The 15732-nt window shown below is 70.2% G+C and carries 16 protein-coding genes and 2 pseudogenes; 3 read left to right on the plus strand and 15 right to left on the minus strand.

Annotation, left to right across the window (positions count from 1 at the left end):
• Positions 1-624: pseudogene (locus tag D7W79_RS45200) on the minus strand (hypothetical protein); the annotation flags it as partial.
• Between the two features lie 736 nt (positions 625-1360).
• Between D7W79_RS45200 and D7W79_RS45205 the strand changes: the two are divergent.
• Positions 1361-1612, plus strand: coding sequence for a hypothetical protein (locus D7W79_RS45205; protein ID WP_244221957.1), 252 nt, complete (start codon positions 1361-1363; stop codon positions 1610-1612).
• On the opposite strand, the pseudogene D7W79_RS45210 reads toward D7W79_RS45205, so the two are convergent.
• From D7W79_RS45210 to D7W79_RS25325, 13 genes and pseudogenes are all read right to left on the minus strand, one after another.
• A pseudogene (locus D7W79_RS45210) lies at positions 1549-1704 on the minus strand (FHA domain-containing protein); the annotation flags it as partial. The gene D7W79_RS45205 and the pseudogene D7W79_RS45210 sit on opposite strands and share 64 nt — an antisense overlap.
• Before the next feature lie 73 nt (positions 1705-1777).
• Positions 1778-2668 (minus strand): type II secretion system F family protein, encoded by an 891-nt coding sequence (locus D7W79_RS25270; RefSeq protein ID WP_120527954.1) that lies wholly within the window; start codon positions 2666-2668, stop codon positions 1778-1780.
• A 13-nt stretch (positions 2669-2681) separates the two neighbouring features.
• Entirely contained in the window at positions 2682-3527 is an 846-nt protein-coding gene (locus tag D7W79_RS25275) for a type II secretion system F family protein (protein ID WP_120527955.1), read from the minus strand.
• A 78-nt stretch (positions 3528-3605) separates the two neighbouring features.
• Positions 3606-4424: a Flp pilus assembly protein CpaB gene (cpaB, locus tag D7W79_RS25280; RefSeq protein WP_120527956.1), complete on the minus strand. Its 819-nt coding sequence runs from the start codon at positions 4422-4424 to the stop codon at positions 3606-3608.
• A gap of 233 nt (positions 4425-4657) precedes the next feature.
• Entirely contained in the window at positions 4658-4951 is a 294-nt protein-coding gene (locus D7W79_RS25285) for a hypothetical protein (RefSeq protein WP_208729835.1), read from the minus strand.
• An 18-nt stretch (positions 4952-4969) separates the two neighbouring features.
• Positions 4970-6400 carry an anti-sigma factor family protein gene (locus D7W79_RS25290; protein WP_120527958.1) on the minus strand — a complete coding sequence of 477 codons (1431 nt, stop codon included), beginning with the start codon at positions 6398-6400 and terminating at the stop codon, positions 4970-4972.
• A complete protein-coding gene (locus tag D7W79_RS25295) occupies positions 6397-7044 on the minus strand; it encodes an RNA polymerase sigma factor (RefSeq protein ID WP_120527967.1) in 648 nt (215 codons plus the stop codon). Before D7W79_RS25295 ends, D7W79_RS25290 begins: the two co-directional genes overlap by 4 nt.
• Positions 7045-7108: 64 nt before the next feature.
• Positions 7109-7516, minus strand: a complete 408-nt coding sequence (locus D7W79_RS25300) for a DUF2085 domain-containing protein (RefSeq protein WP_120527959.1) — start codon at positions 7514-7516, stop codon at positions 7109-7111.
• A complete protein-coding gene (locus tag D7W79_RS25305; RefSeq protein ID WP_120527960.1) occupies positions 7485-8540 on the minus strand; it encodes an ABC transporter ATP-binding protein in 1056 nt (351 codons plus the stop codon). The genes D7W79_RS25300 and D7W79_RS25305 overlap by 32 nt, the downstream gene beginning before the upstream one ends.
• Positions 8537-9574, minus strand: coding sequence for an ABC transporter ATP-binding protein (locus tag D7W79_RS25310; protein WP_244221956.1), 1038 nt, complete (start codon positions 9572-9574; stop codon positions 8537-8539). The genes D7W79_RS25305 and D7W79_RS25310 overlap by 4 nt, the downstream gene beginning before the upstream one ends.
• On the minus strand, positions 9571-10563 hold the full coding sequence (locus D7W79_RS25315) for a cyclic di-GMP-binding domain-containing protein, MshE-related (RefSeq protein ID WP_120527961.1): 993 nt from the start codon (positions 10561-10563) through the stop codon (positions 9571-9573). The genes D7W79_RS25310 and D7W79_RS25315 overlap by 4 nt, the downstream gene beginning before the upstream one ends.
• A gap of 9 nt (positions 10564-10572) precedes the next feature.
• Positions 10573-11322: a cyclic di-GMP-binding domain-containing protein, MshE-related gene (locus tag D7W79_RS25320; RefSeq protein WP_120527962.1), complete on the minus strand. Its 750-nt coding sequence runs from the start codon at positions 11320-11322 to the stop codon at positions 10573-10575.
• A gap of 59 nt (positions 11323-11381) precedes the next feature.
• The gene (locus tag D7W79_RS25325; RefSeq protein ID WP_120527963.1) at positions 11382-12212 is read right to left on the minus strand and encodes a DUF4292 domain-containing protein; all 831 of its coding nucleotides are present in this window, start codon (positions 12210-12212) and stop codon (positions 11382-11384) included.
• Between the two features lie 42 nt (positions 12213-12254).
• Here D7W79_RS25325 and D7W79_RS25330 point away from each other — a divergent pair, with 42 nt between their 5' ends.
• Both D7W79_RS25330 and D7W79_RS25335 read left to right on the plus strand, forming a co-directional pair.
• Entirely contained in the window at positions 12255-12983 is a 729-nt protein-coding gene (locus D7W79_RS25330) for a MotA/TolQ/ExbB proton channel family protein (RefSeq protein ID WP_120527964.1), read from the plus strand.
• Positions 12984-12998: 15 nt separating this feature from the next.
• Entirely contained in the window at positions 12999-13454 is a 456-nt protein-coding gene (locus tag D7W79_RS25335; RefSeq protein ID WP_120527965.1) for an ExbD/TolR family protein, read from the plus strand.
• Between the two features lie 75 nt (positions 13455-13529).
• Here the strand turns inward: D7W79_RS25335 and D7W79_RS25340 are convergent, their stop codons facing one another.
• The gene (locus D7W79_RS25340) at positions 13530-15374 is read right to left on the minus strand and encodes an acyl-CoA dehydrogenase (RefSeq protein ID WP_120527966.1); all 1845 of its coding nucleotides are present in this window, start codon (positions 15372-15374) and stop codon (positions 13530-13532) included.
• Between the last annotated feature and the right edge of the window lie 358 nt (positions 15375-15732).

Raw genomic sequence — 15732 nt, forward strand, 5'->3', positions numbered from 1 at the left:
GTCGAGGACGGTCCGCTCCTCGGGCTCCTCCATCGTGGGCACGGGCAGCACGGACGAAGCGTCCAGTGGAGGCGCGTCTTCCACCGGGGGTGGCGGCGCTTCCGGGGTCGCCGGAATCGCCATCAGCGTACGCTCCTCGGGCTCGTCGAGGCCCGGGACGGGCAGCACGGGAACCAGCGCGGAGGCGGGCTCGGGCAATTCCATGGTGGGAATCGCCATCAGCGTGTGCTCCGCGGGCTCGTCCAGGTCCGGGAAGGGCAGCATGGGGGCCACCGCGGAGGCGGGCTTGGGCGAATCCATGGTGGGAATCGCCATCAGCGTGCGCTCTTCGGGCTCGTCCGGCACCACCGGGGCGAGGTCCACGGGAGGCGATGCGACGGGCGGCCGTGCCGGCGGGGGCGGAGTCATGAGCCCCGGCGGTGTCATCAGCGGCAGGCTGGACACGGAAGCCGCGGATGCACGCGCGGCGGCGCGCCCCAGCGCGGGACGGTTGAGGGCAGGCGCGCCGACACCGGGCAGGTTCGCGACGGGCTGGCGCTTCGCGGAAGCCGCCGACTCCACGGAGCTGGGATCCGTGGCCTTCTCCGGAGCGGAGGCAGGCTCCACCGAAGCAGGCGCGCCCACCACGGGAAGCTCACGTGCCGTAGGGTGACTGGGCTCGGAAGCCCCCGCGGGCGTGGAGGTCGCGCTCGGTGCGGACAACCGGCCCGGACCCGAGGCACCGACCGCGGGCAATCCCGGCGCCGAGGATCTCCCAGACGTGGAAGCCCCAGGGACCGGAGGTGTCACGCCTGCCTTGTTCGCCGGGGACGCCCCCACCGCGGGCAATCCCGGCGCCGAGGATCGTCCCGATGTGGAAGCACCCGGCGCCGCAGCCTTGGCCGGAACTCCGGCCCCCTGATTTCCCTGTGCGGGAGCCCCCAACACGGGAGGCCTGTTCGGAGCAGCTGCGTTAGCAAGCCCCGGCCCAGAAGCCCCCAACACCGGAGGTCCCACGGGAGCCTTGGTCGGCGCGGCCGCTCCCGGCGCGACGGCACCCAGCACCGGAGGTCCCGAGGAAGGTTTCGCCGCCGCGGGAGCTCCCAACACGGGAGGCCCGGCAGGAGCCCTGCTCGCAGCAGCCGCTCCCGATGCGGGCGCCCCCAACGCAGGAGGCCCCGCAGGAGTCCTGGCCGGCGAATCGGCTACCGGCGAAGAGGCACCCACCGCTGGCAGATCAGGAGCGGAGGGCCGCTTCGGCGTGGCGCTCGGCATCACCGGCATCGCGGGAGCCGCCCCACCCTTCGCGGCGGGCACGGCCATCCCGGGGCGCGGCAGGGACGCGGGCCGCGCCATCGCGGGCATCGACTGCTGGTAGCTCGTGGGCGCCGCTTCGATCTCCGCGAGCGAGGCCTGCTCCACGCCCTGCGGCGACACCCGCGCGTGCGGCGGCGCGAGCGCGCGCCGGATGGGCCGGGTGACGTCGTCGTCATCCTCCGGCTGCACCCAGACGAACGTGAACTCCACCGGGCCGACGGTGATGCGGTCGCCGTCGCGCAGCTGCTTCTCGCCGCTCAGCGGCTGGCCGTTCAGCTGCGTGCCGTTCGCGCTGCCGACGTCCTCGGCGAAGTAACGCCCATCCCTCGCCGTGATGCGGGCATGACGCCGGGAGACACCGTGGTCATGCAGCACCAGGTCGTTCTCCGAGGTCCGGCCGATCTTCACCTCGGCCTGCTCGAAGGCGAGCTCCCGTCCGACCTGGAGCCCCTGGGTGATGGTGAGCAGGATGGGCAGAGGACTAGCCCCCGACGTTGCCGAACATGAACTGGAACACGATGGGCCCGAAGAGCACCATGAACACCGTCGGGAAGATGCAGGCGATGAGCGGGAACAACATCTTCACCGGGGCCTCACCGGCCAGCTTCTCCGCGCGCTGCGTGCGGTCGATGCGCATCTGCGTGGACTGGATGCGCAGCACCTTGCCCAGGCTCGTGCCCATCTTGTCCGCCTGGATCAGCGCCGTGACGAACGTCGTCAGCGACGGCAGGTCCACGCGCACGATCATGCTCTTGAGCCCCTCTTCGCGCGTCTTGCCCATCTTGAGCTGCTTGAGCACCAGCTGCAGCTCCTCGCGCAGCGGCCCCTGGCGGCCCTTCTCCACCACCTTCGCCAGCGCGCCCGTGAAGTCCATGCCCGCTTCCACCGACAGCGTCAGCAGGTCCAGGTTGTACGGAAGCGCGCGGCTGATGGCCAGGTGACGGCGCTTCACCTGATCGTTCAACCAGATGAGCGGATAGAACAGGCCCAGCAGCATCACCAGCAGCGACCAGGCCAGGTTCATCCCGATGCCGTTGACGACGAACAGGCCGGCCAGCAGCGCGAAGAAGGCGCTGATCTCCTGCAGCGCCATGATGTCCTCGGGCTTGTACTGCGACGGCTCGCCCGCCTTGATGAGCTTGCGGCGCGTCTTGGACTCGTAGCCCGGCCACATGAAGCGCCGGTTCATCGCGCCCAGCTTGCGGACGGCGACGGAGCCCGCGCCCTTCACGCCGCCCGCGGACTCGTCCCGGACCTCCGTGATGAAGCGTTCCAGGACGTTGGAGTACAGGCCGATGCCCAGAAACGCCACCGCGCCCGCGGTCAGCAGGGCCGAGCCGCCCATCAGCAGAAATGTCAGGACTTCCTGCACGGTGCGCCTCGTTTCAGATGTCGATGTTGACGATGCGCCGGATGATGAGGATGCCCATGATCTCCATGATGGCGATCAGGGTCACCAGGATGTAGCCGAAGATGTGGTTCATCATCGGCTCCATCAGGTCCGGGCGCATGTAGTTGAGCACCATGCCCAGCACCGCCGGCATGGCCGCGACGATCCACCCTTGAAGCTTGCCCTGGGACGTCAGCGCGTCGATCTTGCCCTCCAGGCGGAAGCGCTCGCGGATCACCGTGGAGATGGTCTCGAACATCTCCGCCATGTTGCCGCCCAGCTGGCGCGCGATGTTGGTGGACACCACCACCAGCTCCAGGTCGTCGCTGCCCACGCGGCGGCCCATGTTGACGAGCGCCTCCTCCAGCGGCACGCCCAGCTTCACTTCCTTCACGAAGAGGCCGAACTCCTGGGACAGGGGCGGCATCGCCTCGCGCGCCACGTGCTCGATGGCCTGGGGGAACGTGAGGCCCGCCTTGAACGCGTTGGCCATGGCCTGCAGCGCGTCCACCAACTGCACGTTGAACTTCTTGATGCGGCGCTTGCGGTAGTGCTTCACCAGCAGCATCGGCAGGAAGAAGCCGAAGATGGTCGCCAGCACCGCCAGGATGGGGTTGAAGACGATGTAGCTGAGGATGCCCAGGAGGCACATGCAGGCGATGTTGAGGATCAACATCTGCCGCGCGTCGATGAAGAGGAACATGTCGCTCAAGTCGTTCATCGACTTGGCGACGTACCGCTCCTGGTACTGCTCATACGCCTTCGACAGGACGCTGAAGATCACCAGGCTGAAGAAGAACACCGAGCCGGTGACGAGAAGGAGGACGATACCTGCGAGCATGGGCGCGAATCCCCGGGGGATGAGGGAGGGGTTGGCAGGGCCGCTTCAGCCTTGAGCGAAGCGGCCCCGCGCGCGGGACTACGGAGAGCCGGCCGCGGCCTTCTCGCCGCTGCCACCGCCCTTGATGATCTGGATGATCTCCCGGCGCTTCTGCTCCAGCACGCGGGTGCGCTCGCCGGACAACAGCGTGCTGATGGTGGCGCGGCCGCGCTCCTCGATGAGGTCCACGTCGTCCTCGTTGCGCAGCGACAGGGTCAGCTGCCCCAGCTCCGCCGCCAGCACCAGGATCTCCGCCTCTTCCGGCAGCACCATCAGCGAGACGTTGCTGTACTCGCGCTGGTTCTCCGGGATGAGGTTGATGTTCGTGGTGCCGGTGATCTTCCCCGTGGCGACCACGATGATGTTCTGCAGCAGCGTCACCGCGACGCTCTCGTCCGTCTGCGGATCGCGGAACGTGCCGATGATGTCCACGTGGTCGTTGGGGCGGATCCACCCGCCCACGGACGTGGTCTGCTTCGCCTCGATGGTGATGGCGCGCGCCTTCTTCTGCACCTTCGTGGACAGGCGCTCGGCGGCCTTCGTCGTCTCGAACTGGCTCCAGAGGATGGGGTCGCCGGCCTGCAGCGCCACCAGCACCTTCTGGTTCACGATGTAGTTGGCGGAGTCCGGCTTCACCACCGACGAGGTGACGAACTGCTCCGGCACGGAGCGCTGGGAGATCATCTCGTACGTGATGACCGACCCTTCGGGCATGTCCTGGCCCGCCACCACCACGGGCACCAGGTTCCACCCGCGACGCACATCCGATTCCTTCTTCTTGATGGCCGAGTAGGCCACGATGCCGGCGAGCAAACCGAGCACCAGCGCGACGACGAGCGGGGTCTTACCCTTCAACATGGTTCAAGGTCCTCCAGAACGGTGGGGCGCCGTCGTGGCGGCAGGACAGCTTTGGACGAGGGGGCGATGCCAGGGCGCGAACGAGGCAAGATGTTAGCCATGCCCCAGAGCAGGTGTCAAAACCACCTCTCGTGACAAAGCGGAATCCCGGGACACCCGGGGCTCGCGGCGCCTGTCCGCCCAGCAGGGAGAACGGCGCGACACACGGGCGGATCCGCGGCCTTTTCCGTCCCTCAGGGGAACGGCAGGTTCAGCACGAAGTAGAACGAGTCGTAATAGATCTGGTACGCCTCGAGGAACAGGTCGATGACGTTGGTCTGCTTGTCTTCGTTCCAGCGGATCTTCACCGTGGCGCCGATAACGAGCCCGACGATCAACACCCAGTTGATCATCGAGTACTCCACCATGGCCTGGCCACGGCGGACCCTGCGCGGCGGCGACTTCCGGGGGCTGTTCACGGGGGGAGCGTGCACGTCCGACGTCATGTCCCCATTATCCAGGACCCGGGCCTCCGACGCATCGGTCATGTGGACTGCCCCCCTCCCCTACTGCGCGGGCTTGGAGGGGGCGGCCTTGGCGGGAGCCGACGCGGGCGCCGCGGGAGGCGTGGCCTGCCGCAGGCGGCGCTGGGCCAGCTGGGCCGCGCTGGAGCCGGGGGCCTCGGTGATGATCTGCCCGCAGACGGTGGCGGCCTCCTGGCTCCGGCCCTGGACGGACTCGGACTCGCAGAGCCGTGAGAGCAGCGCCAGCCGCTCGCTGCCCGTGGCCCCGGCCGCGAGCGCGGCGCGGAGCAGCTGCGCTTCCCGGGCGCGATCCCCCTGGCTCGCCGCGGCCTGCGCCTGGGCGGCCAGGTCGCGCGACGTCATCGCATCCTCGGTGGCGGACTTCTCCATGGCCTTGGGCTTCGCGGCCTCGACGCGGGCGGACTGCTGCTTCGATTCGGCGGACGAGAGCGTCGTGCTCGTGGACGGAGGCTGACGGCCCAGCGCGCCCGTGGCGGCGGGAGCCACGGCCTCGGCCATGGGCGCGGAGGCCACGGCGGGAGGCGGCGGCGGGGGCGCTCCCGCGGCCATGCCTTCGGCTTCATCGTCCATGGCGAGCCCACGTCCATAGGACGCACCGCCCAGCCGCAGGGAGTCGCCCTTCGCGACCTTCCCCTTGTCGCTGCTTCCACCCGGTGCGCGCCGAGGAGCGGGCGCGTCCTTCGCGACGTAGGCGTCGGCCTCCTCTTCCTTCGAAGGCGGAGGCGACTCCTGCGCGGCCATCGCGGCCGGGGCGGGCTCGAGCGCCGCGAACTCGTCCGCGTCCCGGACGGCCTTGGACACCTTCTTCTTCGGTGCCTCGGCGTCCGCGCGGCGTCGCTCCAGCAGCGCGCCACCGCTGCCCGCGTTCATCCAGTCCGACGGACGGGCACTGGCCGCGCCCTTGAGCTGTGGCTGCGTGTCGGCCTGATTCCGATCCGCGAGCCCATCCATCGGCTCGGGTGCGGCCTGCTTCGGGGGCGCGCTCAAAGGCGCGGGCGGGGGCATCACGGCGCGCGGGCCTTGATACTCCGCCTCCTGCTTCGCCGCCTCCGCCCTCACCGGGCTGGAGGCCTTCTGCGTCAGGTTCGGCTCCAGGTGGAGGTTCTCGCTCACCGTCAACGTCAGGATGCCGAAGGTGCTCACCGTGGCCAGGCCCACCGCGGGCAGCAGCCAGCGGCGCCAGCGCGAGGGCTTCGGCTCGGGCCCGGCGGCGGCGCGGCGCGCGGACTGCTGCGCGTACGCGAGCAGCGACTCCAGGCCCGCGTCCGGCGCGGGCTCCGACGACAGCTGCGCCATGGTGGTCCGCACGCCGCGGATGTCCGCCAGCGCCTTCGTGCAGCGCGCGCAGCCCTGGACGTGCTGCTCCAGCGACTGGGCCTCCGACGCGGGCAGCTCGCCATAGGCGAAGTCGAGGAGCCGGTCCTCGTGCGCGTGGGCATTCTGGGCACTCATCCCGCCACCGTCCTTCCATCCTCCGACAGGTCGCCATCCACGCCCAGCTCTCCCAGGCGACGGCGCAGTCCCTCCAGCGCGTAGCGCATCCGGCTCTTCACCGTGTTCTCGGACACGCCCGTCACCTCGGCGATCTCCTTGAACGGGATGCCGCTGTACTCGCGCAGCACGAACACCTCGCGCTGCTCCTCCGGCAGGCCCGCCAGGGCCCGCTCCAGCAGGGGCCGCAGGCGCGCGTTGTGCGCCCCGCGCTCCGGACTGGCGCCGGAGTCCGGCAGCCCCTCGCCCAGCGGACGTCCCTCGTCCCCGTCGGTACCCGCCGCGGGGGCTTCCAGGGACGTCGCCTGGCGGTAGCTCTCTTTGCGCGTGCTGTCCACGCAGAGGTTCCTCGCGATGGTGTACAGCCAGGTCGTGAACCGGGCCTTGGGCTCGTATTCCCGGGCGCTGCGGACCACCTTGAGCCACGTCTCCTGCAGCACGTCCTCCGCCCGTGCCCGCTGCCCCACGAAGCGCAGGATGAAGTTGAACACCGGCGCGCGGTGCTTGCGCACCAACGCTTCGAACGCGCGCGCGTCTCCCGCCTGGAAGGCGAGCATCAGCTGCTCGTCTGAGGTTTCGGGTGCCAAACTTCCCCCAGTGCCCATGAAGCCACGGGTGCCATCCCCTTCACCGCCCATGGCCTGTAACGGACAGCCGTGCGCGAAAGGTCTATTCCGGCCGTGGCCGCCGGTAAGTGGCGAGAATGACAGGGACCGCCACCCCTGTCACCAGAAGTGCCTGCGCCAGCAGCACCGCCGGCAGCGGGCGCTGCACGTGGACGTACAGCGAGCGGCCAAGCCCCACGCCCAAGAGGACGCCCGTCAGCGTGCGCAGCCCGTTGGAACCGGACGCGGGCCGGAAGCGTCCCACCGCCCAGTCCACCAGCGCGGGCAGCGTGAGGGCCAGCACCACGGGCACGTCCCACTCCCACTGGAGCGGCGCCTTCAGCGCGAACAACCCCAGGAACACGGCGGCGAGCACCGGATACGTGCCCAGGCACCGCGCGCACACGCGCACGCCCGCGAGCACGTACGTGCGGTTGTACTCATCCGGGTGATGATGGCTGAGCCAGAACACCGGCACCTCCTCCGGGCGAGGAAACAGCGGTCCCGTCCTGCGCGTTCTTCGAATCCCCTTCCGCCAGGAAGCACGCCGCGGCGTGGCCTCCACCCAGCGGATACAAGGGCGGCGACTCGCGCCGGCAGCGCTCCATCGCATGGGGGCAGCGCGGGTGGAACGCGCAGCCGGTCGGAGGCGACAGGGGCGAGGGCGGCTCTCCCGGCAGGAGCAGCCGCGCGCGGGGACGCTCCGGATCCGGCACCGGCACCGCGGACAGCAGGGCCTGCGTGTACGGATGGCGAGGCCCGGCGTACAGCGCCCGCGACGGCGCCACCTCCACGATGCGGCCCAGGTACATCACCGCCACGCGCGTGGACACGTACTCCACGATCTTCAGGTCGTGCGCGATGAAGACGTAGGTGAGCCCGCGCTCGCGCTGCAGATCCACCAGCAGGTTGACGATCTGCGCCTGGATGGAGACGTCCAGCGCGCTGATGGGCTCGTCCGCCACCACCAGGTCCGGACGCAACGCGATGGCACGTGCAATGCCGATGCGTTGACGCTGACCGCCGGAGAACTCGTGCGGGTAGCGGTGCCGGGCCTCGCGGGGCAGGCCCATGGCATCGAGCAGCGCCAGCACCTCGTCCTCGCGCGCCCTGCCCTTCGCGAGGCCATGGATGGCGAAGGGCTCCGCGAGGATGTCCCCCACCGTCATGCGCGGGTTGAGGGACGCGTACGGATCCTGGAAGACCAGCTGCATCTGCCGGCGCAGCGGCCGCAGCTCGCGCTGCGACAGGCCGGTCAGCTCGCGCCCGGCCACGCGGATGGAGCCGGAGGTCGGGTCGATGAGGCGCAGCACCGCGCGCCCCAGGGTGCTCTTGCCGCAGCCGCTCTCCCCCACCAGACCCAGCGTCTCGCCCCGGGCGACGTCGAAGGACACGCCGTCCACCGCGCGCACCGTGCCGCGCGTCCGGCCCAGCCAGCCGCCGCGCACCGGGAAGTGCACCTTCAGGTCGCGCACCTGGACCAGGGGTTCGCTCATGGCGCGGGCACCGGATGATGACAGGCGGCGGACTGGCCTCCGCGCTTGGGCTCCAGCACCGGCGCGACGCGAGCACACAGCTCGGTGGCGCGGTCGCAGCGGTCGCGGAACGCGCACCCGGACGGCAGCGCGCCCAGCGACGGCACCATGCCGGGGATGGCCTTCAAGCGCTGGCGGCCGCCCTCCGCCGCCGCGCCCGCGTCGTGCAGCGACGGGATGGAGCGCAGCAGGCCCGCGGTGTACGGGTGCGCGGGCCGGGCGAACAGCTCGCGCACCGGGGCCTGCTCCACGACGCGGCCCGCGTACATCACCACCACCGCGTCACAGCTTCCGGCCACCACGCCCAGGTCGTGGGTGATGAGCATCACGGCCATGCGGCGCTCGGCCTGGAGGCGCTTGAGCAGTTCCAGAATCTGCGCCTGGATGGTGACGTCCAGCGCGGTGGTGGGCTCGTCCGCGATGAGCAGCGCCGGGTCGCACGCGAGCGCCATGGCGATCATCACGCGCTGGCGCATGCCGCCGGAGAGCTGGTGCGGGTACGCGTCCACGCGCTCGCCGGGCGCCGGGATGCCCACCTGCCGGAGCATCTCCACCGCGCGCTCGCGCGCCTGCGCCCGCGTCGCGCCCAGGTGCAGCCGGACGCCTTCGCCAATCTGCTCGCCCACGGTGAAGACCGGGTTGAGCGACGTCATGGGCTCCTGGAAGACCATGGCCACGTGCCGGCCGCGCACGCGGCGCATCTGCTTCTCCGGCAGGGCCAGCAGGTCCTCGCCCCGGAAGCGCACCTCGCCGGCCACCACGCGGCCGGGCGGCTGGGGGACGAGCCGCATCACCGACAGCGCCGTGAGGCTCTTGCCGCAGCCGCTCTCCCCCACCACCCCCAGCGTGCCGCCGGGAGGCACGGTGAAGGACACGCCGTCCACCGCGCGCACCGTGCCGCGCGGGAGCGACAGCTGGGTGACGAGCCCCCGCACGTCCAGGAGCGGGGCCGCGGCGTCGACCAACGCCCCGGGGGACGGCGCGACGTCGGTCACTTCTGGGCCAGCTCCTCCAGGAACTCCGCCTCCTGGATGAGCCCCTTGCGGATGAGCAGGCGGATGAGGCTCGCGACCATGCGCGCGGGCTTCACCTTCTCCGTGTCCAGGCTGGCCTCCTCGCCGCGCGAGATGCGGTCGATGTCGTCCAGCACCGCCAGGTCCTCCTCGGAGAAGTCCGGCTTGGGCGTCAGCGCCATGGACGGCTTCGCGCCCTGCGCGGCGCCGCCGAAGAGCACCACCGGAACGCGGGGCTTGCTCGGGTCCTCGGGCTCGGAGGGCGGAGGGGGCGGCGGCCGGGCCGCGGCGGGCGGCGGAGGCGGACGCGGGGTCTTGGGACGGGGCTTGGAGCCCAGGATGTCCTCCAGCACCTCCGCGCCGTCGACGCCCGACTCGTGCGGCGGCGGCGGAGGCAGGTCCCAGTCCAGCGCCGGCGGCGCAGGCGGGCGCGGCGGCGCCGGGGGCCGCGCGGCGGCGGCGGGCGGCGACGGAAGGATGTCCGGCGAGTCGTCTTCGTCCATGTCCATCGGTTCAGCCTCCACGATGTCCAGGGGCTCGCCCCGGCCGCGCGCGAGCGCCTGCTCCATGTCATCCGGCGCGGCGACGAACACCTTGAGTTGCTTGCGCAGCTGGAAGCGCAGTTCGTCCACCAGCATCAGGTTGCCCGGGTCCTCCACCGCGACGTGGATCCTCTCCGTGCGGCCGTCCTGCTCCGACGCGAAGAGGAGCACCCGATGCTCGCTCTGGAAGTCCATGGACACCAGCGAGGACACGCCGTGCGGGATGTACTCGGGGATCTCCACGAAGGGCAGCTCGTGCTGCGCCGCGAGTGCCCGGGCGATGTCCCGGCCCGTGCACAGGCCCATGGACACCAGCACCTCACCCAGCTTGCGTCCCTGGCCGCGCCTGCCTGAGGCCAGGGCCTGCTTCACCTGCTCGTCCGTCACCACTCCGGCCTGGACGAGGAGTTCACCAATCTTCTTGCGCATGGCCGGGGGCTACCGCTTGACCTTGGCGAGGTATTCCTCGCGGGAGAAAACACCCTTCTCGATGAGCAACTCCACCATGGCCTTGAGCGCCGCGACCTCCTTGCGCTGGACCTCCTCCACGCTCTTGAGCAGCTCCGCGGGGCTGCCGGAGGCGGCCTGCCGGGGAGGCTCCGCGGGGGGAGGCGGCCGGGCCGGAGCGGCGGCGGGCTTGGGGGACGTGGCGACGGCGGCGGCCGGGTCCAGGTCCTTGAGGTTCTTCACGACGGTGCGGCCCTGCGCGTCCACCACCTTGAAGTTGGTGTCCGCGTCCTCCAGCTCCGCCGTCTCCTCGTAGAGGCGCGCGAACGCCCGCGCCACGGAGGTGCGCCCCGCCACGTTGGCCACGATGCGGCACTTGGACAGGGCCCGCAGTTCGTCCAGGACCCGTACGTTGAGCGGATCCGACATGGCGACCACCAGCGTCTTGCCGTCGTCGCGCAGCTGCAGCGGCACGACGGAGAAGTCGCGCGCGGTCTGCGCCGGAATCTTGGCCTTCACGTGCGGCGGGACCATCTGCACGGCGTCCAGGTTCACCGCCGGCATGCCGAGCTGCTTCGACAGGGCGCGCACGAGGATGTCCTCGGAGACGAGGTTCATCCGGACGAGGATCTCGCCCAGCTTTCCGCCCCACTTGGCCTGCTCGGCGAGCGCCGCCTTGAGCTGGCTCTCCTGCAGGACGTTCGCCTTGATCAGCAGTTCTCCAAGCTTGATCTGTGCCATGTCGTGCGCGCCATAGTACCCGGTTTGCGCCGGGGCGCTGTCTTTCGACGCCTGGAAGCTCAGGAACCCGGCGCGGGGGGCGGAGGCGACACCGTGCCCCCCGAGCGGACTTCCTGGCCCCGTGCGTCGACGTCCACCACCCGGGCCCCCTCGGGCGGCGCCAGCTCGTAGAGCGTCAGGTCCGGGCGGCCGTTGAGGCGGATGTCCGTGTACTTCAGGTCCAGCTTCGTGTCCGCCGTGGAGGCGATGAGGTGGACCTTCCCGGGGAAGAGCTGGTCGCCGCGCTGCTCGAAGTCCTCGAACGCCAGGTCGTAGCCCGGCACGCCCCGGACCTCGCTCTTCACCACGCGCAGGTGCTTGGGGTCCACGCGGAGTGTCTGCGTCGCGGCCCCCCGCTGGAGCTTCAGCACGTACACCCGCTCCTTCTCATCCAGCTCCAGGGTCATGGACTCCGGCGGCAGCAGGGGGACCTGGCCCAGCATCACCGCCACCAGCTCCTCGCTCGGCAGGACGACAGGCAGGAAGCGGGACACGTTCTCCGCGCTCGCCGGGCCCTGGAGGTACGTGTTCTCCCCCGCCTGATAGACGCCGAAGCGCTCGCCGTTGGAGACGAGCGAGGCCACGGGGCGGTTGAAGAAGTCGTACGTCTCCAGGTGGATGAAGCCCGGCCGCGTGATGGAGAGGAACGTGGAGAGGGTGCCGCTGCCCTGGGGCGAGTCGACGTGCAGCTTGGCGTCGCCCTCCAGGGTTACGACTTGCGCCTGCCGCTCGCGCACGTGCTGGTAGAGCGTCTGGGCGTCCTCGATGCGGCCCTCCGGACCGAACTCGAGACGTTTGGGGCAGGCCGAACAGAGGAGGGCCAGGAAGATTGCGGCGGCTGCGCGGTTCATATGTCCTAGTGTGAGCCAGGGCCGCCTGCCCGGTCATCCATCATGAGCCTGAACGATCTACTTCATTACCTTCGCCTGGGCGGCGTCACCCTCGCCCTCCTCCTGGGCGCCTCCGTGGTGGCCCTGGGCGTGGCCATCGAGCGGCTCATCGCCCTCTGGGGCGTGAGCGAGCGCTCCCGCAACCTGGGGGAGATCGTCCAGAAGCACCTCCTCCGGGGGGACGTGGCCGCCGCCCGCACCGCCGCCGAGCGCTCCGACGCCGTGGCGGCCGACATCTTCCTCGCCGGGTTCGACCGCTGGGAGCGCTCGCGCTCCACCGGCGGCAACGGCATCGAGTCCGCCGTGGAGCGCGAGCGCGCCCAGGTGGGGCTCAAGCTGCGGCGCAACCTGTGGCTGCTCGCCACCATCGGTTCGACGACGCCCTTCGTGGGCCTCTTCGGCACCGTGGCCGGCATCATGCGTTCCTTCAAGGACCTGGGCGTGGACGTGGAGGCCGGCGGCACCGGCGGCTCCGCGGCCGTGATGACGGGCATCTCCGAGGCGCTCGTCGCCACCGCCGTGGGCATCCTCGTCGCCGTGCAGGCGATGGTCTTCTACAACTACTTCCAGGCCCGGCTGTCCCGGGTGCTGGTGGAGCTGCGCCTGCTGGGCGACGAGTTCGTGGAGACCCTCAAGGAGCGCGCCGCCGGCGGGCCCCTGCCGGACGCCACGCCCTCGCGTGAGAGCGTCACACCCCCGGCCCCGCGGCCGGATCCGCAGCCCGTCCCGTAAGGAGAGACGCCCACCATGGCCATGGGAAAGACGCCCGGCTCGGGCGACGACGAGATGGAGGGCGCGGGCTTCGCGGAGATCAACATCACGCCGCTGACGGACGTGATGCTCGTGCTGCTCATCATCTTCATGGTGACCAGCTCGGTCATCACCCAGCAGGGCCCGGGAGGCGGCGCCAAGGCGGGCCTCAAGGTGAACCTGCCCAAGGGCGGCGCCGCGGACGTCACCGCGAAGACCACGGACCTGTCCGTGGCGGTGCTGGCGGACGGCCGCTTCATGCTCGCGGGCAACGTCGTCGCGGAGGCCGAATTGAAGCAGGCCTTCGAAACCGCGAAGAACCAGAACCCCGACACCGTGGTCATCGTGCAGGCGGACGAGGGCGTCTCCCACGGCACCGTGGTGCAGGTGATGGAGCTGGCGAAGAAGGCCGGCCTCGGGCAGCTCGCCATCGGCGTGCGCGAGGGCAACTAGGCGCGAAAAGCAGAAGGCCCCCCGGCGCTTCACGTGCCGGAGGGCCTTCTTCATTTCAGGGCTTCACGCCGGGCTTCAGACGCCGCCGAACGCCGCGTCGGTGATGTCCATGGGGGACGTGTCCTCGGTGGCGATGAGGCGCGCGGCGTACTCCACGTTGGGCAGCACGTTGCGCGCGTACCAGAGGGCGCTGAACTTCTTGCCCTCGTAGAACGCCTTGTCCGGGTGATCCGCGCTCACGCTGGCGGCGGCCTTCTCCGCGATGACGGCCGCGTCCAGCAGCAGCCAGCCCACGGCCACTTCCGACATCATGTTGAGGAAGCGGTTGGCGGACAGCGGGATGAGCGGGAAGCGGCCCGCGTCCTGCGACCAGCCGAACAGCGCCATCGCGCTGGACATCAGGCCTTCCTGCGCGCCGGCCAGCGTCTTCACGGCCTCGCCCAGCACGGGGTGCTCGCGGTGCGCTTCCACGAAGCTGCCGACGTCGCCCATGAACTGCTGGAAGTGCGCGCCGCCCGCCTGGCCCATCTTGCGGCCGACCAGGTCCATGGCCTGGATGTGGTTGGTGCCCTCGTAGATGGAGAAGATCTTCGAGTCACGCGTGTACTGCTCCACCGGGTAGTCCTGGATGTAGCCGGCGCCGCCGTACACCTGCATGGCCTGCGCGCAGAGGCGGAAGGCCTGGTCGGAGCCGTAGGACTTCACCAGCGGCGTCAGCACCTCCACCTGGCCCTTGTGGTAGGTGGCCGCGTCGTCGTCCTTGCCCGCCAGCTGCTTCGCCTTGTCCAGGTGCATGGCCAGCTTGATGATCAGCGCGCGGATGCCTTCGACGTGCGCCTTGATGTCCAGCAGCATGCGGCGGACGTCCGGGTGCTCGATGATGGAGGCGCGCGGCGCGGACGGGTCCTTCCACTTGGTGAAGTGGGAGCCCTGCTTGCGGTCCTTCGCGTAGTCCACCGCGTTGTAGTACGCGGCCGACGCCAGGCTCACGCCCTGGATGCCCACGGCGATGCGCGCGCCGTTCATCATCTTGAACATCTGGCTCATGCCGACGTGCTCGACCGTGCCCACGAGCTCGCCCAGACAGCCGTCGTTCTCACCGAAGTTGAGGACACAGGTGGCGGAGCCGTTGATGCCCATCTTGTGCTCGATGGACGCCACGGTGACGTCGTTGGGCTGGCCCGCGGAGCCGTCCGCGTTGATGCGCAGCTTGGGGACGATGAACAGCGACAGGCCCTTGGTGCCCACCGGCGCGCCGTCGATGCGCGCGAGCACCAGGTGGATGATGTTGCCGGCCATGTCGTGGTCGCCGCCGGAGATGAAGATCTTCGTGCCCCGGATGTTGTACGTGCCGTCCGCGTTGCGGCGCGCGGTGGACTTGGCCGCGCCCACGTCGGAGCCGGCGTGCGGCTCGGTGAGGCACATGGTGCCGCCCCACGTGCCGTTGAGCATGCGCTCCACGAACTGCTTCTGCTGCGCGGGCGTGCCGCACTCGGCGATGACCTCCGCCGCGCCGAAGGCCAGGCCCGGGTACATGTTGAAGGCCGTGTTGGCGCCGGAGAGGATCTCCTCCACCGTCACCTGGAGCATCATCGGCGCACCCTGGCCGCCGTGGTCCGGGCTCACCGCCACCGTCTTGAAGCCCTGCTCGTAGAGCTTGTTCCACGCGTCCTTGAAGCCCTTGGGCGTGAACACGGCGCCGTTCTCCACCCGGCAGCCCTCGCGGTCACCCACCGAGTTGAGGGGCCCCAGCACCTCGCGCGCGAAGCGGTACGTCTCCGTGAGGACCGCCTTCGCCTCGTCCGGCCCCCAGGCGTCGTAAGGGGCCTGGCCCGCCACCTGGCCGAAGCCGAACTGCTCGAACAGCGTGAAGAAGATCTCTCGAAGGTCGGTCTTGTAGGTGTTGATGCCGGCGGACATGGCCACTCCTGCGTAGGGGCTCGCTGCCTGCCTGCTTCCCGCAGGGCGGGAAAAAGTAAGGGTCAGCGGCCCATGTGACGCAGGAAGTGTGGCGTCGACTGATTTTTGAGTCAACCCAAGATGACACCCCGCGTTGAGCAGCAGTCGAAAGCTGCCCTGCTCGAACGCGGGATTCCGTCCGGGAACGCCTACTTCTTGGCCTTCTTCGCGGCCGGGAGGGACGCCGTCTTGGCGGCGGGCTTCTCCCGGGGAGCGGTCTTCTTGGACGAGGCGCCGGCGCGGGGCTCGTCCGCCTCCTCGTCGTCCTCGTCATCCTCATCGCGGTCCCGCTCCGGGGCGGCCGGCGGGGCGTTGGTGG

The sequence above is a fragment of the Corallococcus exercitus genome, assembly GCF_003611585.1.
Classification (GTDB): Bacteria; Myxococcota; Myxococcia; order Myxococcales; family Myxococcaceae; genus Corallococcus; species Corallococcus exercitus.